The following is a 23584-nucleotide window of genomic DNA, read 5'->3' on the forward strand; positions in this document are numbered from 1 at the left end:
GAAATGAAAACAAAAAAAGCGGGGAAAGCAGTCGTTCATTTATTGTTGATTTTTGGTTCATTTACGATGATTTTTCCTTTTGTCTGGATGTTTTTAACCGCCTTAAAAACAAAAACTGAATCTATTCAAATCCCGCCCAAGATTTTTCCAGAAGTCTGGCATTGGGAGAACTTTATACGTATTTTTGATATTTTTCCTTTTGGAAATTTCTATATCAATACGATTTTATCAACAATTGCTATTACGGTAGGACAAGTATTTTTTTGCGCACTTGCGGCATACGCATTTGCTCGCTTAGAATTTCCATTTAAAAACCTTTTGTTCATCCTTCTGCTGTCGATATTAATGGTTCCAGGTCAGATATTTCTTATTCCACAATATTTAATTATTCAAAAATTAGGATTATTAAATAGTTTACCAGCATTATTTTTACCCGGATTATTTTCAGCGTTTGGGACTTTTTTATTACGCCAGTTCTTCATGACCATTCCAAAAGAAATTGAAGAAGCAGCAGTGATTGATGGTTGTTCAAGGATTCGTATCTTTTTCACTATTATTCTGCCTCTCTCAAAATCAGCTTTGATTTCTCTTTCTATTTTTACGTTGCTTTTTGGCTGGAATTCACTCTTATGGCCATTAATCGTGAATACCTCAACCACGAAAATGACGTTATCTGCTGGAATGGCTTCGTTAAGCGGACAGTATGGAACAGATTATCCACTAGTTATGGCAGGCTCACTACTAGCTTGTATTCCGCTTATTATCATCTTTTTAATTTTTCAGAAACAATTTATTGAAGGAATTGCATTATCAGGAGGAAAATAAAAAATTTCTCATCTCTCTTTCAAATGGCTGACGGCATCTATTGAAAGCGCTATAATTACTGTGAGTAAACGGATGAACTGAAAAAAAGAAGTGGAGGTTAGCGAGATGGAACCCCTTTTAGATAATTTACAGGAAAAGAGGATGAAAGAGACGTATCACCGGTTGAAGCCTGTCGTTATTCATACCCCTTTGATGCCCAGTAATACCATGAATGCCTTAGTTGATGGCGAAGTCTACTTAAAGCTGGAGAATCTTCAGAGAACAGGAGCATTTAAGTTTCGAGGCGCCTACAACAAATTAGCGCAATTAACAACAAAACAAAGAGCTTGTGGTGTAATTGCTTGCTCTGCGGGGAATCATGCCCAAGGAGTGGCACTTGCCGCGTCTATTTTACAAATAAAAGCACGGATATTTATGCCGGTTACAGCTCCTTTGACTAAAATTGAGGCGACGAAAGCTTATGGGGCTGAAGTGGTATTAGCTGGAGAGACATTTGATGAAACAAAAGAGTTAACTATTTCAGAGGCACAAACCTCAGGAGAAGTTTTTGTTTCGCCCTTTGATGACGAATCAATTATTTATGGGCAAGGAACGATTGGAATAGAAATTTTTGAAGATTTAGCCGATGTAGATAATATTATTGTCCCAATTGGCGGAGGCGGACTTATTGCTGGAATTGCGCTGGCAATAAAGCAGCTCAACCCAGGGGTAAAGATTATTGGTGTTCAGTCCTATCAAGTGCATGGGATGATTCGTTCTATCTGGTCACATCGACTTATTGAAAATAGAACCTCACGGACCTTGGCAGATGGCTGCGATGTAGCCTTGGCAGGCGCGCTGACCTATGATCTTTTGAAAGATCGAATTGATGAAACCATATTAGTAGAAGAAAAAGAAATTGAAGAGGCGATTTTCTTTTTAGCGCTGAAAGAAAAAGTGGTGGCAGAAGGGGCTGGTGCATTGAGTACAGCAGCGATTTTAAGTGGTAGAGTGAATCATTTAATGAAAGGAAAGAAAACTGTTGCTGTCGTTTCAGGCGGGAATATAGATTTTACAGTCTTTAAAGAATTTTTATAATGTGAATAAGCTGATTCTTACAGAAGGAACTAGGTTCATTCATGTAAAGCTTAGGCAAAAAAAGAAGGAGTCCAATGGAATAAAGGCTTCTTCTTTTTTCTATACATAATGATTTTTAAACACCAATGACTTCGAGTATAATGGAGGCGAGGTGAGTATCGTGGAAAAAATAGGCATGAAGGAAGCAGCCGAAAGAATCAAAAAAGCACAAAAAATCACTTTCTTAACGGGGGCAGGTGTGTCCACTCCTTCTGGTATCCCGGATTATCGTTCCTTAAAAGGAATCTATCAAGGGCATGAACAACCTGAGTATTTGTTGAGTCACGAAGCAATGGTTCAGGAACCAGAGAAATTTTATCAATTTGTACAACAGCTATATCATCCTGACGCGCAGCCTAATGTTATACACAAAGTAATCGCTGGATTGGAGAAAGAAAAAGCGGTTTGGCTTGTCACGCAGAACATTGATGGACTTCATGAGAAAGCTGGAAGTAAAAATAGAATTAATTTCCATGGCAGCTTGTATTCATGTAGCTGTCGTAAATGCGGATGTCCGGTTCCATGGACTTCTTATGTGGTCAGTGACCGTCACGAAGACTGTGGTGGGCAAATCCGACCAAATATTGTATTATATGGGGAAGGATTTCAAGAAAAAGTCTTGGAGGATGCCGTTTCAGCCGTGGAACAAGCAGAAACAATCGTCATTGTTGGAACGAGTTTTCAAGTTCATCCATTTTGCGATTTATTAGCATATAAACAGCCTCAGGCAGAAATCATCGTAGTTAATCAAACGCCCATTTCGCTCTTTGAACCGTATGCGTTTGTTGAAGCAGATGGAGTGAATGTTTTTCAACAAATAGAAGAAATAAAGGAGTAATCAAATGACTGAATATCGAAGTGAAAAAGAAAAAATGATTGCAGGAGAACTTTATTTTTCTGCTGATCCTGAATTAATTGCAAACCGTAAATTTGCGCGTGAACAAATGGCGCTGATAAATAAGGAACAGCTCAAGGATATACGAAGTCAGCTTTTAAAAGAGACACTAGGAACCACAGGGGAGCACATCTATATTGAGCCTACGTTTAGTTTTGACTATGGCTTTAATATCCATGTTGGTGAAAATTTTTATGCGAACTTTAATTGCACCTTTTTGGATGTATGTCCCATCCTTATCGGTGATAATTGTATGTTTGGACCAAATGTTCAATTGTATACAGCCACCCATCCGTTACATCCTGTAAAAAGAAATAGCGGCTTAGAAAATGGAAAGCCGATAAAAATAGGCGATAATGTCTGGATAGGTGGAGGAGCCATTCTAGCGCCAGGGGTAACTTTGGGTGATAATGTTGTTGTGGGAGCAGGAGCGGTAGTGACAAAATCATTTCCTGATAATGTGGTTGTTGGAGGAAATCCTGCACGAATAATTAAAGAAATTGAGTTAGAAGAAACCGTAGATGCACTAACGAAACAACGTCAGACGATTGATGCAATTGATAGCCAGCTAGTTCAACTGTTGGAAAAACGGATGTCTGCTGTTTCAAAAATAGCGGAGATTAAGGAAACGAGTAACAAACAAGTCTTAGATGCTACACGTGAACAGCAAGTAATCGAACGGGTTTCAAATAAAGTAGAAGAGCCGAAGTATAAAAAAACAATAGCAGAAACATTCAAAGATATTATGAAACATTCTCGTACGTATCAGCAAAGTCAATTAGACAAGGGGGACACGGAGTGATTGAAGGAAGTGCGCGCCGCAGTGAGATTATTCGTCAATTGTCAGTCAGTGAAAAGCCAATTAGTGCAAGTAATTTTGCAAAGCAATTTGGTGTAAGCCGACAAATTGTTGTGGGAGATATTGCTCTTATGCGTGCAAGTGGAGAAGAAATTATTGCCACTGCACGAGGATATTTGCTGGAAGAATCAAAGAGCAAAGAAGGTTTGCTTAGTAAAATTGCCGTTCAGCATGGACCAGAGGGTACGAGAAAAGAGTTGGAATTAATTGTACAGCACGGCGGAGAAATTGTTGATGTCATTGTGGACCATCCTATTTACGGAGAATTAGTCGGAGGACTTCACCTGAAAACATCAAAGGATATTGATGCCTTTATAAAGACCTATGAAGGAAGTCAGGTGGCTTTACTTTCACAGCTGACAGGTGGCATTCATTTGCACACCATTCGCTATGAGAAAGAAACGCAGCTAGAAGAAATAAAACAGGCATTGCTAGAAGCAGGAATTTTATACCAATCAGAATAAAAAAGAACGTGTCATTTCTAATAGAGAGTAGAGCGCCAAAATCTAGGGTTTTGGGCAGTTACTTTCATTAGATAGACACGTTTTTTCTTAATCAATCACCAAGACACCGTCTTTTAGTGCAAATGGATTTTCTTTACTGATGTGATCATAGAACATGACACCATTTAAATGGTCAATTTCATGTTGAACAACAATCGCTTCATAGTTCTTTAAACGAATTTTTTGTTTATTTCCTTCACTATCATAGTAAGAAAGAGTGATTTTTGCGTGACGAACGACATAGCCTGGAACTTCTCGGTCAACGGAAAGACAGCCTTCCCCTTCCCCTAAGCAAGCATCTTGAACGGAATGACTTAAAATTTTAGGGTTGTACATAACGGCACTTAATATAGGTTCTTCATTTTCAGGATCACCACTTGGAACATGAACAGCGATGATTCGTTTAGAAATATTTAATTGAGGTGCGGCTAAACCAACACCACCGCGTAAGTTCATTTCTTCAGACTTTACGGGATCTTGACTGTTTTTTAAAAATTCCATCATCTCTTGTCCCAATGCCACCTCTTCAGGTGTTGGTGGAACAGGTACTTCTTGTGCTACTTCACGAAGGGTTGGATGTCCTTCACGAATGATATCATCCATTGTAATCATCAGATTATAAATACTCCTTTCCAGTCGTCAATAAATAAAATAGCCTATATGTAAGTTGTTTATTGACTATGTGAAACTTTCTGCCTATCTAGTTTAACATAAATCAGAAAAAGTAGGGAAAAAATTGTTTGAAATCGCAAGAGAATGCGAAAAGATTTCTTGCAATTTTGCTTTATTTCGGGTAAAGTATACCTGTGCGTAATGCACCGCCTGTCACTTGGTTGAGCGAATCACCAACGTTTTACTCAGTCGCAGGATGAATCTGAAGAAAGAGGTGAAAGACATGGCAATGTCAAAAGAACAAAAAAATCAAATTATTAGCGAATATGCACGTCACGAAGGAGATACTGGTTCACCAGAAGTACAAATCGCTGTACTTACTGCAGAAATCAATCACCTAAATGAACATGCTCGTTTCCACAAAAAAGACCACCATTCTTACCGTGGACTAATGAAAAAAGTTGGTCACCGTCGTAACTTGTTAGCTTACTTACGTAAAACTGACGTTCAACGTTACCGTGAACTAATCAAACGCTTAGAACTACGTCGTTAATTAAAATGGAAAAAGTGAGGTTCAAAGCGAATCTCACTTTTTTGTTATTGACTATCTAACAGACAGTCAAGGTGAGCAATCACGTAAAAATCAAGGTCAGAAGCACCTTACGCTTCAAAAAAACCGCCTATGAAAAGTTTGTCGGGCTTCTACTAACCAAATGAAAGAGTCTAAGTTCATTTAGGAGTTTTCATTTGTTTAGTAGCGTCTTACTTTTCACAAGGCAAAAAGGAGCTATACATGTCAGAAAAACAAGTATTTAAAACAAATTGGGGCGGACGTCCTCTACAAGTCGAAATTGGTCAGCTAGCAAAACAAGCAAATGGAGCGGTACTTGTGCGTTATGGAGATACAGTTGTTTTAACAGCTGCTGTAGCATCTAAGGATGCAAGAGATTTTGACTTTTTCCCATTAACTGTAAACTATGAAGAAAAAATGTATGCGGTCGGAAAAATTCCAGGAGGCTTCATTAAACGTGAAGGACGCCCAAGTGAAAATGCAACACTAACCGCTCGCTTAATTGACCGTCCAATTCGTCCGATGTTTGCAGAAGGATTCCGTAACGAAGTTCAAATTACAAATACAGTGATGAGTGTGGAACAAGATTGTACACCAGAAATGGCTGCAATGTTTGGTTCTTCTCTAGCGCTTGCGATTTCAGATATTCCGTTTGACGGACCAATTGCAGGGGTAGATGTGGGTCGTGTAGATGGTGAATATGTACTGAATCCAACAGTGGAGCAAGCAGAAAAAACAGACATTGAATTAACTGTTGCTGGAACAAAAAAAGCAATCAACATGGTTGAAAGCGGCGCAAAAGAAGTCTCAGAAGAAGACATGCTTGGGGCATTGTTATTTGGTTTTGAAGCAATCAAAGAATTAGTTGCATTCCAAGAAGAAATCGTTGCTGCAGTTGGCAAGCCTAAAATGGAAATTAAACTTTTGGAAGTTGACGCAGACTTGAAAAAAGAAGCGTTTGACCAGTATTACGGCACAATGAAGGAAGCTGTAATGACAGAAGAAAAATTAGCACGCGAAGATAATATTGATGCAGTAAAAGACCAAGTGAAAGAAGCCTATGCTGAAAAATTCGCAGGTCAAGAAGACGAAGAACGTCTTCTTAAAGAAGTAAAACAAATTGCTGAAGATTTAGAAAAAGATGTCGTTCGTGAATTGATTACCATCGATAAAATTCGCCCTGATGGACGTAAGCTAGATGAAATCCGTCCACTAGCATCAGAAGTTAAATTGTTACCGCGTGTTCACGGTTCTGGGTTATTTACTCGTGGACAAACGCAAGCACTTTCTGCTTGTACGCTTGCTCCATTAGGTGAGCATCAAATTATTGATGGCTTAGGTATTCAAGAAAATAAACGTTTTATCCATCATTATAATTTCCCTCAATATTCTGTAGGGTCAACAGGCCGTGCAGGATCACCTGGACGTCGTGAAATCGGACATGGTGCGTTGGGTGAACGTGCATTAGCACAAATTATTCCAAGTGAAGAGGATTTCCCTTACACAATTCGTCTAGTAGCAGAAGTATTAGAATCAAATGGTTCTTCTTCTCAAGCAAGTATTTGTGCTGGAACCTTAGCATTGATGGATGCAGGTGTACCAATCAAAGCGCCAGTAGCAGGGATTGCTATGGGACTTGTCAGTGATGGCGAAAACTATACAATTTTAACAGATATCCAAGGATTAGAAGATCATTTAGGGGATATGGACTTTAAAGTTGCTGGAACAAAAGATGGAATTACTGCTTTACAAATGGATATTAAAATCCAAGGAATTACGGAACAAATTTTAACAGAAGCATTGACACAAGCGAAAAAAGCACGCTTAGAAATATTGGAAGAATTAACATCCACTATCGCAGAACCACGTGCTGAACTAAGCGAATACGCTCCGAAAATTGAAATGATTAAAATTGACCCTGCTAAAATCAAAGATGTCATCGGTAAAGGTGGCGATACAATTAACGGTATTATTGATGAAACAGGTGTGAAAATTGATATTGATCAAGACGGAAATGTAAGTATTGCTTCTGCTGATGCAGACATGATCCAAAAAGCAATTAAGATTATTGAAGAGTTAACCAAAGAAGTTAAAGTTGGCGAAGTTTATCTAGGAAAAGTTGTCCGTATTGAAAAATTTGGCGCCTTCATCAACTTGATTAAAGGCAAAGATGGACTCGTTCATATTTCTCAATTAGCAAACGAACGCGTAAACAACGTAGAGGATGTAATCAAGCTAGGTGATGAAGTCCTTGTAAAAGTAACAGAAATCGACAAGCAAGGCCGCGTGAATCTATCACGTAAAGCACTGTTAAGTGATGAAAACGGCGAGAAGAAGTAAGCAATAAAACAGGCATTATACCTTATGGTCTCACGAGTAGTTGCGACAAAAGGTGTAATGCTTTTTTTGTCATCTAGATTTTTAGTTAAAACTTATGTCCCAAGCTTTTTTTACCCAAAAGTTGGATCCTAAAAAATTCTGTAACATCCTCGTTTCTATATTTGATAGAAGCTCTATTTTTCTGGAAGCATTCAGGCGAGAACGATTTTTTTAAGTCTCTCTTTTTCATAAAAACTTAATCATGATATAATACAGATAATATCAAATAGAATCCTAATAAAGCAGGTGAGAAGAGAATGCGATTAAAAGATATTGCAGAAATGGCGAATATCTCTGTTGCGGCAGTTTCCAGAGTGCTAAATGACAAGCCCATTCGAATTTCGGATAAGAAAAAGGCAGAAATTAAAAAAATTGCAAGAGAAAACAATTATTCACCTAATCTTGTAGCAAAGGGATTAGCTACCAATAAGACCAATACGATTGGACTGATTATCCCTGATATAAACAACCCTTTTTTCTCAACATTAGCTAAAATTTTAGAAGATGAGCTACGAAAAAGTGGCTATTTGTTAATATTGGTAAATACAGATGACGTGTATGAAAATGAACGAACGTTAATACGATTATTATTAAACCGTGGTGTAGATGGCTTAATTTTAGCTATCTCAAATGAGTCTTACAATCGGCTTGACCAGTTGAAAAAAGAACTTTCTGACATTACAATTCCCTATGTTCTGGTTGACCGTGGAATTGACAACTTTTCTTGTAATCAAGTCTTTTTCAATAATCGATTGGGCGGTTATTTAGCGACAAGCTATTTATTAGAGATGGGGCACCGCTGCATTGGCACCATGATGTCTCCAAAAACTATTATTAATAGTCAATTTCGATATGAAGGCTATTTAGATGCAATGAATGAATACCAAGTGACAATTCATGACGAATGGAGTGTGACGACGGAATTTAGATATGAGGATGCCTATGAGAAGGCAGATAAACTACTCAATAATAAAGAAATTACCGCAATTGTTGCAGGAAACGATATGATTGCCTTGGGAATTAAGCAAAAAGCAAAAGAGCTTGGACTACGTGTGCCAGAAGATATCTCTATCGTGGGCTATGATAATCTGGAGCTTATCCAAATGTTAGATGTCCCTTTGACCACGGTTGATCAGGATATTCATCAGCTAGGTAAAAAAACGGTTGAGGTACTTTTGACCGCCCTGACAGCGAAAACAGCGAACCGATTGATTCAGCTTAATCCAAGTTTAATCATAAAAGATAGTGTTCAAAAAATAAACGTTGACAGCGGTTTCCATTGATGATAATATGTGGGTGTAGAAATGATAAAGCGTTTTATCATAAAAAGAAGTTCTTGAGAATTTCTTTTTTTTAACCATTTGATAAACCGCTTTATCAAAAAAGGAGGAGAACAGATTTTGGTAAAAAGTAGAAAAGTAATCATTGATACAGATCCCGGGATTGATGATGCAATTGCAATTGCAATCGCTTTGTTTGACTCAAAGTTGGATGTTCAATTGTTTACAACGGTTGCAGGTAATGTGAGTGTAGAGAAAGTGACAAAAAATCTTTTGAAGCTACTATCTTTCTGGGGAAAGGACGTTCCAGTAGCAGTAGGAGCAGGAAGACCGTTACTACGTGAGGCAGTTGATGCAAGTGATGTCCATGGAAGCACAGGGATGGATGGCTATGATTTTCCAGAACCAAATTCCAGTCTTTTGTCAGAAGAGCACGCGGTAAATTTAATGTACAAAACACTGATGGCATCAGATGAAAAGATAACATTAATAGGGATTGGTCCATTAACAAATATTGCCTTACTGTTGAGAATGTATCCAGAATGTAGTGCCAAAATTGATGAAATCGTTATTATGGGTGGTTCATTAGCAAGAGGTAACAAAGGGGTATTATCTGAGTTTAATATTGCTGTTGATCCAGAGGCTGCAAAAATTGTTTTTGAAAGCGGTATTCCAATGGCGATGGCGGGACTTGATGTTGGGCTAAAAGCACTTGTTTATCCAGAAGACAGTGAAAAAATTAAAGATATGAATCCTACAGGGAACATGATGTATCATTTGTTTAAAAAATATCGTGGAGGTAGTTTTAATACTGGCTTAAAGATGTACGATAGTTGTGCAATTGCCTATCTTTTAGCACCTGAGGTTTTTGAAATTGAAGAAACCTATGTGACTGTGGAAACACAAAGTACACTTACAGCCGGGGCAACATTAGTCGATCTTAAAGGGTACTTAGGCCAGCCTGCAAACTGCAAGGTTTGTGTGGATGTGGATGAAGCGAAATTTAAAGCTTGGTTTTTAGATTCAATAAAAAATTGTAAATAAAAAGGAGTAACGAAATGTTAGAAGCAATTTTAGTTTTACTTGTACTTGGTATTGTCGGCTATTTTATTATTAAGAGTTACAATCCTGCACTTGTTTTGATTATTGGCGCACTAGTGTTATTAACTTGTTCAGTATTTCTTGGTCATGAGCTGTATGCAGCTGGCGAAGGAACCGGATTAGCTGTTTTTGATGTCTTTTTAAAGCTTAAAGATACCATAATTGCTCAAATTAGTTCTGCTGGTTTAGTTATTATGATTCTGTTTGGTTACTCAGGTTATATGAATCTGATTGGTGCCAACCAAAAAGCGGTAAACATCTTAGTGAAACCTATGACAAAGATTAAGTCAAAAGCATTATTTATTCCGATAGTTTTCTTACTAGGAAATCTAATGTCTCTAGTTGTACCAAGTGCTTCAAGCTTAGCAATTATCTTAATGGCTATTTTATATCCACTGTTACAAGGAATAGGGATTTCCTCTTTAACAGCGGCTGGCGTAATAGCGATGACTGCTACTATCATGCCTACACCATTAGGGGCTGATAATGTTATTGCAGCAGAAACATTAAACTACAACATTTTGGACTACGTTTTGTATCATGCCAAAATTTCGATTCCAACATTATTAATCTTGGCGGTGGTTCAGTACTTCTGGCAAACGTATTGTGATAAAAAAGAAGGGGATGCAGCGTTTGTTACAATTGAGGATGATAGCTTAAAAACATCTGATGATGCGCCATCTGTTCCCCTGTATTATGCAATTTTGCCATTGTTACCATTACTATTAATTGTTGCAGTAGGAATTGCAGGTATCTTCATGGAAGGTATCACTATGGATATCTTCGTGTTAACCATGATTTCATTCTTTATTGCTTTAATCATTGAAACGATTCGTAAACGCTCTTTCAAAGTGGCACAAGACAGTGCACTTGAAATGTTCAAAGGAATGGGACAAGGATTTAGTCAAGTTGTTATGCTGGTTGTAGGGGGATCATTATTTACAACAGCGATTCAAAATCTAGGAGTGATTGATTCATTAATGTCTGCTGTGGAAAATTCACAATCTGCTGGGGTTCTAACCACGCTAATCTTTAGTGGTGCAACTGCTTTATTTGGTATTTTAAGCGGTGGTGGATTAGCAATGTTCTATGCGGTTATCGATATGATTCCAAATATTGCAGAGCGTGCAGGGATTGACGGAATTGTGATTGCTCTTCCTATGCAAATGATTGCAAATCTGGCAAGAACCATTTCACCAGTTGCGGCAGTAGTGATGATTGTTTCTTCTTCAATTGGCGTAAGCCCAGTTAAATTATTGAAGAGAACCAGTGTACCTACCATTATCGGAATTATTTTAGTCGTTGTACTTTCTTTAGTCTTATTACCTTATTAATTTAAGAAAGAAGTTTTTCAATATGATGATATTTGAACCGGCTGTAGAAACTGATTTATCTGAATTGGAACAACTTTTGGCATCTGCTAAACAATCTATGACAAAACAAGGCATTTATCAGTGGACACAAGAGTATCCAAATTCATCAGATATTTTAACAGATATTCGACAAGAAGAACTCTTTCTAATCAAGGAAGTGGGACGGATTGTCTGTATGGGAACATTTACCAGAAAACCGATGAGTGGAAAAGGCTTTAACAAAGAGGACCTAAATTGGTTTATTAAAAGACTCGTGACTCATAGTGATGAAACTGGGAAAGGAATTGGCAAATGCTGGCTAGATTTTTGTATTAGCCACTTTTGCCAAGTAGGCGAACATGTATATTCCTGTACCAATCATACAAACTTTCCGATGCAGCGCCTCTTTCAAAAGAATCAATTTGAAAAGATTGCAGAAATGACGGTGGAGAAAAGGGAAAGAATGGGGAGTTTTTATGTTTATGAAAGGGAAATAGGTAAGATTGATGAATAGAGTAGTTGTTTTAGGTAGTTTAAATACAGATATCGTCATTACGACGAATCGGCTGCCAGAAATAGGTGAAACCATTATCGGTGAAAATATCAATTATATGATTGGCGGTAAAGGAGCAAATCAGGCAGTTGCCGCTTCACGTTTCGGTGGGGAAGTCACGATGCTAGGAAAGCTTGGTGATGATACATTTGGACAGAAGGTTTTGAAGCATCTAGCAGAGGAAAATTTAGATTTAACGTATTTAGATGTGGAAAAGAATATGTTTACGGGCATTGCAAGTATCTTTAAATTGCCAACAGATAATTGTATTACGGTGGTTCCAGGCGCAAATGAGTTAGTGAGTGAAGACTATATTGATTCTGTTGCCTCCATCATTGAAGAAAGTCAAGTTTTGTTAACACAGTTGGAAATTCCAGTTAAATCTGTCAAAAAGGGTTTAATTTTGGCGAAAGAAAAAGGAGTGAAGACGATTTTAAATCCAGCTCCTTTTGTACCTGAGGTCGTGGAATTAATTCAGTGGGTAGACTATATTACGCCAAATGAAACGGAGTTCATGTCAATTTGCGGACAAAAATTTGCAGATGATAGCGAACTTGAACAAGCAATGGTAAGTTGGAGTCAAGCACATAAAGAAACACAGCTCATCGTAACAAGAGGTGAGCTAGGGACGTCATTTGTTCACTCAGGAGAAGTTGTGACCGTGAAGTCAATTTCAGTTGAGGTTGTAGATACAACGGGTGCAGGGGATACCTTTAATGGTATTTTAGCAGTGGAGCTAAGTAAAGGAACTCGACTAGATTTAGCAATAAAAAGAGCTGGTATAGGCGCTTCTTTATCTGTTCAAAAGCTAGGTGCACAGACTGGAATGCCATCTGAAACAGAAATCAATCAGCGGATGAATCAAAAATAAAAAAGCATCTGATTGGATAAACGCTCCTGCAAGACAAAGGTATCAGACTGTGTCTTACAGGAGCGTTTATCCATGAGTTAGAAGTTCTTTATCAAATTTGGAAAAAATAAACAGTTCTTTTATTCATGGAAACTAGATGAAACGTATATCAAAATTAAAGGAAATCGGCACTACTTGTATCGAGCAATTGATGCAGGTGGTGCCACTTTAGATATTTGATTACAATACACAAGTTGCGTACGTATTTCTAAAATGATTGAAAAAACAGTTCAGAGAGCAGCAGGTTCTAGTCACCGATAAAGCGTCTTCTATTAGCGGTGCTTTCAAGAAGTTGAAAAGATATGATCTATATACTAGGAAAAAGCATCGACTAGTCAAGTATCTACTTAATTGAGCAAGAACATCGTCCAATTAAATAGCAAAAAAATTTTATCAAAGTCTTCGGACAGCTTCTGCTACGATTAAGGGCATGGAAACGATTCGAGTTACAAGAAAAGCCGAAAAGAGGGAACTCTCTTCGGCTTTTCTATTTGCAATGAAATAAGGGACTATTAGGAATTCTTGCTTAGATAGCTCATTAATTAGAAGTCAGATATTCTCCATTTAAACTTTGCAACAGAACCTCATAGGGTCATCCTTTTTAAAGTAGTCGTAAATAGTAAAAAAATTATTATTGTCTAATTTGGATAGGTGGTTCATCTAAATATATGTATCGTTGCAAATAAATAGTTCGATATGGATAATATACCAAAATAAAAGAGAATAAGATGCCGAAAAAGAACTCTACCCAATATCTATGGAGAGAGTTCATACTTGCTAAAACTATCTAGTTTTCCTTTACGCGAGTTACGTCAATAACCGTGCCTGTATAAGCATCAGCAATAAATTCATATTGGACAAGTTGACCATCCTCTACACGAGAAATACCGCCTAGATACCCCTGCGAGCGAATCGCAAATTTTCTTAAGGGATGTTTTTCAAACGAAATCCAAGAGCCATCAATAGGTCCTTCTTTTAGAAAAGCAGATTTCACTGTTTCTAAGACTTGATCTGGGGCTAATGTCCGCTTTTTATGGTACCAAATGGTGGAAGCAATCCCTCCAACTAAACCAAAGCTCATTCCTAGTGCTAGGCCACCTTTAAAGTAGTTAATTTGATTGTCTTCATTCATTAGGAATTCCTCCTCCTTTGCGCCATACGGCAAACAAGCTCATATTGTATTACATTATCTATATTTTACCATACTCTATGAAAAATCTTAGAAAGAAATACCTTAAAATGTTAAAAAAATGAGGTATAATAAAAAACGAATCGATAAGTATGCTTCAAATAAATGTAAGCTGCCTATCAAATTTTATTGCAAGGAAGGGGTATTGTCTGGCAATTGTCAGATGAGCTGTGAATGGAAGAAAAAACATTTCAACGAATCAAAGAATTAACGGAATTGCAAGGAACAAGCGGATTTGAACATGAGATTCGCGCGTACATGGAACAACATATGGAACCTCTTGTAGATGAGCTTCAGTATGATGGATTAGGTGGCGTATTTGGTCTTAGAAATCATGAAGAGGCAGATGCTCCTCGTGTCATGGTTGCGGCACATATGGATGAAGTAGGCTTTATGCTAACACAAATTCAAGAGAATGGATTATTCAAAGTCGTTCCTCTTGGGGGATGGAATCCATACGTCGTTTCTGCTCAACGATTCACCTTGAAAACACGTAAAGGCAACTATCCATGTATCTCTTCTTCTGTACCACCACATTTATTACGTGGAACAAGTGGTCAAAAACAACTGGAAGTAACAGATATTTTATTTGATGCAGGCTTTGAATCAAGAGCGGAAGCTGAAAGCTATGGAGTACTTCCGGGAGATACAATCGTTCCTCTAGTTGAAACAATCAAAACGGCGAATGGGAAAAACATCATTAGCAAATCTTGGGATAATCGTTATGGCTGTGCGGTTGTTTTAGAGGCACTAGAAGCATTAAAAGAAGAAAAATTGGGACATACATTAATTGCGGGAGCAAATGTACAAGAAGAAGTAGGCTTACGAGGAACAAAAGGATCTGTTCATAAGTTTAATCCAGATCTCTTCTTTGCAGTGGATTGTTCAGCTGCAGACGATACAGTGACAAAAAATGGGACATTTGGTCACTTAGGAGAAGGCACATTAATGCGTATTTATGATCCAGGTTTGATTACATTACCACGTTTACGTGAATACTTGTTAGATACTGCAGAAACAAATAATATTCCTTATCAATATTTTGTTTCAAAAGGTGGGACAGACGCAGGCGCAGCACACACCTCAAATGACGGAATTCCAAGTACAGTTATTGGAGTTGTAGGTCGTTACATCCACACGCATCAAACAATGTTCAGTATCAAAGATTATGAAGCGGCAAAAGAAATGCTTATTCACACATTAAAAGGATTAGACAAATCAACGGTTAATACAATCGTTTACGGAAAATAGAGAAAAGATGAAACGTACCGGGAGGCGAAAATGCTTCTCGGTTTTATTTTTCTAAAGAGAACATGTGAGGATAGGAACAAATTTTTAAAGAGTATTTGGGCACTTGCGTTTGTCCATTTTTAAGAAAAGTGTATAATTTACTTATAAGGGAAAAGAGGGTGAATGAATGATTATACCAAAGAGCCTTGAAGAACTGGCAACGTATGTTGAAAAAGGAAAGAATGTCTTCTTTTTTACTGCTGGCTGGTGTGGCGATTGTCACTTTATTAAACCAAAAATGCCTGAAATTGAAGCGGATTTTCCAGAATGGCAATTTGTTGAAGTCGATAGAGATGCATTTATGGATGTGGCTGTAGAGTGGAATATATTTGGGATTCCAAGTTTTGTTGTTATTGAGGACGGAAAAGAGCTTGGTCGTTTAGTGAATAAGAATCGTAAAACAAAAGAAGAAATTGAAGCGTTTATACAAAGTGTTCAAAAATAGAAGAATACTGGAGGGGTAAGAGATGAGCACACAAGAATATAAACATATTTTAGTGGGAATCGACGGTAGCGAACAAGCCAATGCCGCCTTTAAAAAAGCTGTAGAGGTTGCGCGAAGAAATCAAGGGACTGTCTATGTTGCGAATGTCATTGACCAGCAATATTACAATTTCATGGGCTATACACCTATGAATCAAACCTTAGTGGATCAAGAAACGGAAGAAGCAAAAAAATTGATTCAAGAGTGCAAGGATTACGGAAAATCAGTAAACTATGAAAAAATAGAAGGAATTGTCGCTTATGGCTCGGCGAAAGAAGCGATGTCCCATCAATTACCTGAAAAATATCAGATTGATTTAATTATGGTAGGTCAATCAGGTTTAAATGCAGTAGAACGCTTTATGATTGGGAGTGTTTCAAGTTATATCATTCGAGAAGCACTTTGTGACGTGTTAGTTGTATCAAGCACAGAGGATACAGAAGTAGCTAAATAAGTAAAGATAAAATAAAAAACTAGGGTTTCTCTTTTTAAGGAATAGATGAACAAAGTCTGTTTGTTTAAACCTACAATAAAAAAGGAGAGCTCTTTTTTCATGAAAAAATTCTCATGAAGCAAAATGAAAATTCTGCTAAACTTACTCTAGTGAGAAAAAAGAGACTTCAGGAGGTACGCACGTGATAACTGCATACAATAAAGAACATGTTGGCGATACACTTATGGTGATTATTGCTAATGATAAAGAAGTAGAAAACGTTGTTGAACGTAAAGGAAATGTTGCAAGAATACAAACCATTGAAGGAACAGTCGTTGCTTGGAATTTTTTCCACATCTCAGACTATTTGACTATTGAAGGAACGGGCCAAATCTCATTAGGGGAAGAACAAGTGGCTGAATTAAATCGTCTAGTGAAGCAAGCAGGCTTTGAAGATGAATTAGTGGTCGACTTGGAACCCAAAATCGTTGTGGGCTTTGTAAAAAGCTGTAAGAAACATCCAGACTCAGACCACTTATCTATTACACAAACTGAAGTGGCAGACGGCGAAGTTCTACAAATCGTTTGTGGCGCACCAAATGTGAAAGCAGGTCAAAAAGTAGTGGTGGCAAAACCTGGAGCGATGATGCCTGATGGATTAATTATCTGGCCGGGTGTATTACGCGGAGTGGAGAGTTTTGGAATGATTTGCTCAGCAAAAGAATTAAGACTGGCTAATGCACCTGAGAAAAAAGGAATTTTAGAATTGCCTTTTGATGCAGTGGTTGGAGAAGCATTTGAAGTAGGTGTGTAAAAAAGTGGAAAAAGGAAGCGTGAGAATTTCTCACGCTTCCTTTTTCCTGTTGTGTATCTATTCAAAATTGCTTAGTTTCCTGTTTCTGATTTTGATTCTGCTGATTGTAAAGCAGATTGGTCAATTGTTAAATCAACGGTTACAGTTTTTTCTGTTTCACCACGGTAGAAGGTAATTTTCACAGAATCACCGACTTTTTTCTTATAAAGAGCGGATTGCAATGCAACACCAGAGCTAACTTCTTTTCCATCTATTTTTGTAATCACATCATATTGTTTCAAACCAGCTTTTTCAGCAGGCGTTGCATTATTTACATCAATAACAACTACGCCGTTTGTCACAGAACTAGGAACTTTCAAGATTTCTTTTTGCTGTTGAGCAGAGATAGAAGAAAGATCACGCATAGAAATCCCTAGGGCTGGGCGTGTTACTTTTCCATCAGACTCTAATTGATTGATGACATTAACAACTTCATTACTTGGAATCGCAAAGCCAATTCCTTCCACGCTTACGCTAGAAGTGCTTTCTTGGGTTGAACCAATTTTACTAGAATTGATCCCAATAACTTGTCCTGCTGTGTTAATTAATGGCCCCCCTGAGTTCCCAGGATTAATCGCTGCATCTGTTTGAATAGCATTTGCATTGGCAACTGTTTCACCAGATTCACTTTGCATAACCACTTGGCGATTTAGAGAAGAAACAATCCCAGAGGTTACAGAGTTTGCATAAGTAGAGCCAAGAGGAGAACCGATTGCTATTGCGGGTTCGCCAACTTTAATTTTATCAGAATCACCAAACGTAGCAACTGTAGATACTTTGTCTGATTTGATTTTTAAAACGGCTAAGTCAGTATAAACATCTGTTCCAACTAATTCAGCAGAAACCTTTGTCCCATCTTTTAATAGAACTTCAAGTCCATCTTGTCCCTCAACTACGTGATTATTTGTAACGATATAAGCGGTGTCGCCTTCTTTTTTATAAATAACTCCACTTCCCTCGCTCGCTTCTTCTAAAGAACCAGAAGCATTTTTATTATTTGATTCACTTTGTTGACTGCCAAAAAGTCCGCCAAACCCACTGGATTGTTGTTGCTTTTGCAGGTTGATTACAGAAACAACGGCATCCTGAACTTTATCAACCGCCTCAGTAATGTCTGAATTCACATCTACTTTTACTGGACTTACGGTTGTTTCTCCACTTGAATTTTGAGAGCCACTGGAGTTTGTTGTCGTACTTGGGGATAAACTAGAGCCCATTGCTAAATAAGCAACACCAACGATGAACACACCGCCAATGACTCCTCCTGCAAGACCTGCACCAAATCGTTTCCAAAAGCCAGAAGATTTTTTTTCTGGTGTTAAATTATTATTATTATTATTTTCCATTATTCATTCCTCCTAAACATTCCATACTCACTGATATAAGTATAATCTCTTTCGATAGCTTTAGTCTACTATGGGACTTTGAACTTTTTATGAACAAGATTTGGAAAAAAATCTTACAAAAGGTGAAAAAATCAAAGTTATCCCCATAAAGTGTGGAAAAACTGGGAAGATTTTAGTGGAAAAATAAGAGGAAAGTTATGCACAAATTTGTGGATAACGTGGATAACTTGGTGGAAAACATACGTTTGCTTAACTATTCCTTAATAAATAAGGAGTTTCCACCACTATCTCTGTGGATAAACCTGTGGGTAATGTGCATAAGTCTGTTGGTAACTTTATATAGGAAGAAACAAAGAATTGGGGAAATCTTTCATTCATTCATGGTAAACTAGAGAAGGAAACGACGAAAGTAGGGAAAAGAATGCATATAAAAATTATTACTGTTGGAAAATTAAAAGAAAAATACCTTGTACAAGGGATTGCAGAATATACTAAACGATTATCAAAATACGCAAAAATCGATTTAATAGAAGTACCTGATGAAAAAGCACCTGAGAATTTGAGCCAAGCTGAAATGATTCAAGTGAAAGAAAAAGAAGGCGAGAGAATCCTCGCAAAAATTAAAGAGCAGGAATTCGTTTTTGTTTTAGCCATCAATGGAAAACAGCTTAGCAGTGAAGACTTTGCAAAACAAATCGACAATCTCGGCATTCAAGGAAAAAGCCAGCTCACTTTCGTCATTGGTGGCTCGCTTGGACTAAGTAAAGCCGTCATGAAAAGGAGCAACGAACAACTCTCCTTTGGAAAAATGACTTACCCACATCAATTGATGAAACTCATACTCGTCGAACAAATATATCGGGCGTATAGGATAATAAAGGGGGAGCCGTATCATAAATAGAAGATAAAAAATTACTATTAATAGAGATTCCAGAATAAGAGAGTGTCTCAGTTTTTACTGAAAAAATAATGTGTGAACACTAGAAGTGAAGAGGTACTCGATTATATTTTATTAGATAGTATCGACAAGAGTAAAATATAGGAGGTATATGAATAACCAAGATTGGCAAAAGCTCAAGCAATCGGCAAACGGAATTCCAACGAATGAATCACTGATTCCTTATGTATTAAATGCAGTGAAAGATGGAGAAATAGTGACAAATCGTGTTATCAGAAAGCGTGTCATTGATACTCTACAAATTCCGGATTCTATTTTAATGATTAAATACCCAAATTATCCTGATAGTGACGGCATTTTAGTAAATAGATTTAGTTTTGCTATCAGTAGCTTATATATAGCTGGATTGATAGAAAGACCTAGACGTGGTGTATACAAGATTACCGATAGTGGTCTATCGATACTAAACAAGTATGGAGATACACTGACTAAGAAAATTTTAGAAGAACTGCCAGCATTTAAAAAATATAAACAGGAGCTTGCCATTAGAAATGAACGGACGGGGAATAAGCTTTCAATTACTGAAATTGATCAAGAAAAAGTAGATATTGAAAGTTTAGTTACTAATCAAAATAATGAAATAGCTATCGAATTACTAAATAAAGTACGACAAGTAAATCCTTCTTTCTTTGAAAGCTTAGTAGTAGATTTACTTGTTTCAATGGGCTACAGTGGAAAGAATGGAGACGCTAAAATAACAAATCGAAGCAATGATGGTGGGATTGATGGAATTATAAACCAAGACCCTCTAGGAACAAGTACGGTTTATATTCAAGCAAAGCGATACATGGAAGGAAATACAGTTGGTCGACCAGCCATTCAGTCTTTTTATGGGGCGTTGGCAGGTGTGAATGCAGATAGAGGAGTATTTATTACAACTTCTAATTTTTCTGGTGGGGCACAGGAATTTGCTAAAAATCAGGGGATTGTTCTAATTGACGGAATCAAGTTAACTGAGCTGATGATGCAGTATGGTGTTGGAATTGAAGTAGCCAAAGTATACAGGCAGTTCCGTATAGATAATGATTACTTTGAAAATGAACTTTGAGAATACATGTTTACGAGGTCGGGACAGAAGTGTTTAGCTCCGAGAAATAAGAAGGAATTCACGAAGATTGTTCCTCAAATCTTTGGGAATTTCAGCTTATTTTCGAAGGAGTTGCTTCTGTTCCCGCCGTTTATTAAGATTTTACAAAGGTGTGGAATAACTTAATTAGTTATGTCCCACCTTCTTTTTTTGAAATGCATTTAAGTTTATGCGAGTTAATGATTCTTAGTCTACTACGAGAGTTTAAAAACTATAGCTATTTGCGATTTAGCTTAACTCAAATTGAAAACCTAAATAAAGAGAGTCATATTTAAAAGTAGATGCGTTTTTTGTTTATCCTTGAACTATGTGCTTACAAGTCAATGGCATGTACAAACTATTTTCATCAATCGGTCTTCTTCTATAAAGTATCACTTTTTTTCGGATAGAAATCATTTCATCATTGAAACAGTGATTAATTTATTTCTATTTTCAGAGCCTAGAAAATCCACTTTATGGTACCATAAATAGACAGACTACAGCTTTGAAAGAGAGGGAGAGCTCCATGGCATTCTGGAATCCTTGGAACGGCTGCAAACGAGTGAGTGAAGGCTGCCGTTATTGTTTTATTCATGAGGGGGCTAAAAAAAGAAAGCTTAAAATCGATAAAATTATAAAGGCACCTGGATTTGATGCACCAATTAAAAAGCGCAATGGAAGTTATATAATCAGCTCAGGCTCAACAATTTATACGTCTTTTAAAAGTGATTTTTTAATTGAAGAAGCGGATGTTTGGCGAGAGGAATGCTGGGCGATGATTCGTGAACGCTCCGATTGTCAGTTTGTTTTTCTAACAAAAAGGATCGAACGTTTGAATGATTGTTTACCGAGTGATTGGGGTAGAGGCTATGAAAATGTAACAATCGGTGTTTCTGTTGAAAATCAGAAAATGGCAGATAAGCGGCTACCTATTTTACATGCTTTACCTATTAGGCATAAAAATATTATTTGTCAGCCTCTATTGGGAGCAATTGACCTTTCTGATTATTTAGGAGATATTGAATTAGTCATGGCTGGGGGAGAATATCACAAGCAAGGGCGAGCGATGGATTACAAATGGGTTCTCGCTATTCGCCAACAGTGTATTGCGCAGAATATTCCTTTCGAGTTTCGCCAATGCAGCACACATTTTATAAAAGAAGGAGTCGCCTATCAGCTAAGTTATCGGCAACTATTTTCTCAGGCAAAAAAAGCAGCGATTAATTGGTATCCTGAATAAAATAGGAAGATTCTCACACGAAATTAGGAAAGTTGAAGTTTGTTTCGATTTAATTGGCTGAATTGGAAATGTAACTAATTGTACAAATGAAAAATAACGTGAGCTAATGATAGCACAAGCTCTTTTCTAGGAGGTTTTTAAACTGGTAACTTGGATAAAAAGGTATGAAGAAGCTGATAAACAAAGTGAAGATTACAATAAAAAAACATCAATAGAGAAAAAAGAAAATGAAGGAATAGTCAAAAAATTAATTGAGGAATGGCTAGTGGACTCTGGCTTGCAGTCCATTGCTTCAACGCCCCAAAAAATTGATTTACGTGAACTAAATGAAGCGGTGATTGAAAGAGATATAACAAAAAAGACAGAGGAAGCAATAAAAACAACGAATGCTGAAGTAAGAAAAATCGAAAGAAAAATATGGGCAAATGCTTTTGGAGGTACTAATGAGGCAGCGCGGCCAATACGTGAAATAAGAGATAACACAAAGCATTATCTGTGGGTGACATTTAGAAACGATGGGATGGTTGTTACCGTCGGAAAAACTAATATGGGAAATGGTGATTTATTAAAATACAAGGATGTGTATAACTCCGGAACGGGAGATACGCTGATTAAACTGCAACAGCTGTTGACACCAGCTGATAAGAAAGTATTGGATGAATTAAGCATTCGCATGCATCGTTATGTTGAATTTGCATTCGTCATAGGAATTAATCTGACTGTAAAAGATGAGAAAGATGGAACAACATACTTAGTGAAAATTAGTGACACAGAATCAGTCTCTGTTAAGCTTGATTGTGAAAATAATAAGAAACTGGATTCTTTTGTAAAAAAATTAGAAACTCAACTAGGGGAATTTCTAACTCATAATAAAATTCATATTTTAAACCGATATTCTCACAAACGATAACGGCGATAAAAGACTTTGATAGAAATATTTAAATTAGTAATTTTTTTCATTTGTAGTGTGAACATTTACAAATTGTATTTTGGGGGGAGTATGTGTTCAGCGGAAGAGTGATGGAATACTGTCTGTCATGGTAGTTTGAAATAGGCGAACGATAGAAAACTGTTGGGAAAGGACTACTGATGGATAAGCGGATATGCAAGACAATGGAGTATATTTCATTCCATGATATGACAATCACAGATGCTACGCTTCAAAGGAATATACTCACTCTTACACTTGACGGAGTATATTGCTTTTTGGAAAATAATAAGAAGAAGGGCGTTTAATGGTGAGCAAAAATTAGTTCTAGTTGTTCGAAAGGTTTTGAATTGGCATGATTGGGAGAATGATCTTCAAAGTGCGGATGATTTTTCCTTACTTAATGGGAAGGCCTTTTTAGATTTAAGTGAAGAAGAAACAAAGGTCAAGCTAATCTACAGTATAGGTGAAATTGGGTTGGAAATAGAAGAGCGGTTTGCAGAAATACTGCTTGCTGATTTGTATTGGTATCGAGGGTTAAATGATGAGGAGCAAAACACGATGAAGCTGCCAATTTCCTCGTCACCTGTTTCATTTTTTTGAAATGTGAGAAATAGAGAGACCTATACACTTATTAAAGTAGAAACGAGCTAATAAGCGTGTAGGAAAGACGATTTGAAAAAGAGATCGAAACAAACATCCATGAGGGCTACTACCCTCACCAAAGAGAATGAAAGTGAAAACGATTGACTTACAGTTTTTTCTGTCGCTCTTTAAAAGGACAAAAGTGGCTTGTAGTTCGATCGCTAATTGAGGTTCTTTTCCAAGTAACCTTGAGGGA

Annotated in this window: 24 protein-coding genes and 1 pseudogene; 22 read left to right on the forward strand and 3 right to left on the reverse strand. The window is 37.2% G+C overall.

The window, feature by feature from the left end; translation table 11 throughout:
* Nucleotides 1–3 precede the first annotated feature (3 nt).
* From I589_RS00545 to I589_RS00565, 5 genes are all read left to right on the forward strand, one after another.
* Entirely contained in the window at nt 4–825 is an 822-nt protein-coding gene (locus tag I589_RS00545; RefSeq protein ID WP_010770096.1) for a carbohydrate ABC transporter permease, read from the forward strand.
* Nucleotides 826–930: 105 nt separating this feature from the next.
* Nucleotides 931–1902, forward strand: coding sequence for a pyridoxal-phosphate dependent enzyme (locus I589_RS00550; protein ID WP_010770095.1), 972 nt, complete (start codon nt 931–933; stop codon nt 1900–1902).
* Between the two features lie 160 nt (nt 1903–2062).
* Nucleotides 2063–2779 (forward strand): NAD-dependent protein deacylase, encoded by a 717-nt coding sequence (locus I589_RS00555; protein ID WP_034684205.1) that lies wholly within the window; start codon nt 2063–2065, stop codon nt 2777–2779.
* A 4-nt stretch (nt 2780–2783) separates the two neighbouring features.
* Nucleotides 2784–3638 carry a chorismate mutase gene (locus I589_RS00560; protein WP_010770093.1) on the forward strand — a complete coding sequence of 285 codons (855 nt, stop codon included), beginning with the start codon at nt 2784–2786 and terminating at the stop codon, nt 3636–3638.
* Nucleotides 3635–4159 carry a transcription repressor NadR gene (locus tag I589_RS00565; RefSeq protein ID WP_010770092.1) on the forward strand — a complete coding sequence of 175 codons (525 nt, stop codon included), beginning with the start codon at nt 3635–3637 and terminating at the stop codon, nt 4157–4159. The genes I589_RS00560 and I589_RS00565 overlap by 4 nt, the downstream gene beginning before the upstream one ends.
* Before the next feature lie 87 nt (nt 4160–4246).
* On the opposite strand, the gene def is transcribed toward I589_RS00565, so the two are convergent.
* A complete protein-coding gene (def, locus tag I589_RS00570) occupies nt 4247–4810 on the reverse strand; it encodes a peptide deformylase (RefSeq protein WP_010770091.1) in 564 nt (187 codons plus the stop codon).
* A 283-nt stretch (nt 4811–5093) separates the two neighbouring features.
* On the opposite strand from def, the gene rpsO reads away from it, so the two are divergent.
* The 8 genes and pseudogenes from rpsO to I589_RS18260 all read left to right on the forward strand — a co-directional run.
* A complete protein-coding gene (gene rpsO / locus I589_RS00575; RefSeq protein WP_010770090.1) occupies nt 5094–5363 on the forward strand; it encodes a 30S ribosomal protein S15 in 270 nt (89 codons plus the stop codon).
* Between the two features lie 240 nt (nt 5364–5603).
* On the forward strand, nt 5604–7721 hold the full coding sequence (pnp, locus tag I589_RS00580) for a polyribonucleotide nucleotidyltransferase (protein WP_010770089.1): 2118 nt from the start codon (nt 5604–5606) through the stop codon (nt 7719–7721).
* Nucleotides 7722–8017: 296 nt separating this feature from the next.
* A complete protein-coding gene (locus I589_RS00585) occupies nt 8018–9043 on the forward strand; it encodes a LacI family DNA-binding transcriptional regulator (protein ID WP_010770088.1) in 1026 nt (341 codons plus the stop codon).
* A 117-nt stretch (nt 9044–9160) separates the two neighbouring features.
* Entirely contained in the window at nt 9161–10084 is a 924-nt protein-coding gene (rihC, locus tag I589_RS00590) for a ribonucleoside hydrolase RihC (protein ID WP_010770087.1), read from the forward strand.
* 14 nt (nt 10085–10098) lie between these two features.
* Nucleotides 10099–11475 (forward strand): C4-dicarboxylate transporter DcuC, encoded by a 1377-nt coding sequence (gene dcuC / locus I589_RS00595; protein ID WP_010770086.1) that lies wholly within the window; start codon nt 10099–10101, stop codon nt 11473–11475.
* 22 nt (nt 11476–11497) lie between these two features.
* Nucleotides 11498–12007, forward strand: coding sequence for a GNAT family N-acetyltransferase (locus I589_RS00600; RefSeq protein ID WP_010770085.1), 510 nt, complete (start codon nt 11498–11500; stop codon nt 12005–12007).
* The gene (rbsK, locus tag I589_RS00605; RefSeq protein WP_010770084.1) at nt 12000–12917 is read left to right on the forward strand and encodes a ribokinase; all 918 of its coding nucleotides are present in this window, start codon (nt 12000–12002) and stop codon (nt 12915–12917) included. The genes I589_RS00600 and rbsK overlap by 8 nt, the downstream gene beginning before the upstream one ends.
* 23 nt (nt 12918–12940) lie before the next feature.
* Nucleotides 12941–13486, forward strand: a pseudogene (locus I589_RS18260) (DDE-type integrase/transposase/recombinase); the annotation flags it as partial.
* A 257-nt stretch (nt 13487–13743) separates the two neighbouring features.
* Here I589_RS18260 and I589_RS00610 read toward each other — a convergent pair.
* Entirely contained in the window at nt 13744–14088 is a 345-nt protein-coding gene (locus I589_RS00610) for a hypothetical protein (protein ID WP_010770083.1), read from the reverse strand.
* A gap of 231 nt (nt 14089–14319) precedes the next feature.
* On the opposite strand from I589_RS00610, the gene pepA reads away from it, so the two are divergent.
* The 4 genes from pepA to ytpR all read left to right on the forward strand — a co-directional run bounded on the left by pepA (nt 14320) and on the right by ytpR (nt 17166).
* Nucleotides 14320–15396 (forward strand): glutamyl aminopeptidase, encoded by a 1077-nt coding sequence (gene pepA / locus I589_RS00615; RefSeq protein ID WP_010770082.1) that lies wholly within the window; start codon nt 14320–14322, stop codon nt 15394–15396.
* Between the two features lie 166 nt (nt 15397–15562).
* The gene (locus I589_RS00620; protein WP_010770081.1) at nt 15563–15880 is read left to right on the forward strand and encodes a thioredoxin family protein; all 318 of its coding nucleotides are present in this window, start codon (nt 15563–15565) and stop codon (nt 15878–15880) included.
* Nucleotides 15881–15902: 22 nt separating this feature from the next.
* A complete protein-coding gene (locus tag I589_RS00625) occupies nt 15903–16373 on the forward strand; it encodes a universal stress protein (protein WP_010770080.1) in 471 nt (156 codons plus the stop codon).
* Between the two features lie 181 nt (nt 16374–16554).
* Nucleotides 16555–17166 (forward strand): YtpR family tRNA-binding protein, encoded by a 612-nt coding sequence (gene ytpR / locus I589_RS00630; RefSeq protein WP_010770079.1) that lies wholly within the window; start codon nt 16555–16557, stop codon nt 17164–17166.
* Nucleotides 17167–17237: 71 nt separating this feature from the next.
* Here the strand turns inward: ytpR and I589_RS00635 are convergent, their stop codons facing one another.
* Nucleotides 17238–18551 carry a S1C family serine protease gene (locus I589_RS00635; RefSeq protein ID WP_010770078.1) on the reverse strand — a complete coding sequence of 438 codons (1314 nt, stop codon included), beginning with the start codon at nt 18549–18551 and terminating at the stop codon, nt 17238–17240.
* Nucleotides 18552–18972: 421 nt separating this feature from the next.
* Between I589_RS00635 and rlmH the strand changes: the two genes are divergently transcribed.
* The 5 genes from rlmH (at nt 18973) to I589_RS00665 (ending at nt 23346) form a co-directional block, all read left to right on the forward strand.
* Nucleotides 18973–19452, forward strand: a complete 480-nt coding sequence (rlmH, locus tag I589_RS00645; protein WP_010770077.1) for a 23S rRNA (pseudouridine(1915)-N(3))-methyltransferase RlmH — start codon at nt 18973–18975, stop codon at nt 19450–19452.
* Between the two features lie 148 nt (nt 19453–19600).
* A complete protein-coding gene (locus tag I589_RS00650) occupies nt 19601–20557 on the forward strand; it encodes a restriction endonuclease (protein ID WP_010770076.1) in 957 nt (318 codons plus the stop codon).
* 544 nt (nt 20558–21101) lie between these two features.
* Nucleotides 21102–21815 (forward strand): DUF5131 family protein, encoded by a 714-nt coding sequence (locus I589_RS00655; RefSeq protein ID WP_010770075.1) that lies wholly within the window; start codon nt 21102–21104, stop codon nt 21813–21815.
* A 265-nt stretch (nt 21816–22080) separates the two neighbouring features.
* Nucleotides 22081–22725: a hypothetical protein gene (locus I589_RS00660; RefSeq protein WP_010770074.1), complete on the forward strand. Its 645-nt coding sequence runs from the start codon at nt 22081–22083 to the stop codon at nt 22723–22725.
* Nucleotides 22726–22965: 240 nt separating this feature from the next.
* Nucleotides 22966–23346: a hypothetical protein gene (locus I589_RS00665; RefSeq protein WP_010770073.1), complete on the forward strand. Its 381-nt coding sequence runs from the start codon at nt 22966–22968 to the stop codon at nt 23344–23346.
* Nucleotides 23347–23584: the final 238 nt, after the last annotated feature.

Source organism: Enterococcus phoeniculicola ATCC BAA-412, from assembly GCF_000407505.1.
GTDB classification, from domain to species: domain Bacteria; phylum Bacillota; class Bacilli; order Lactobacillales; family Enterococcaceae; genus Enterococcus_K; species Enterococcus_K phoeniculicola.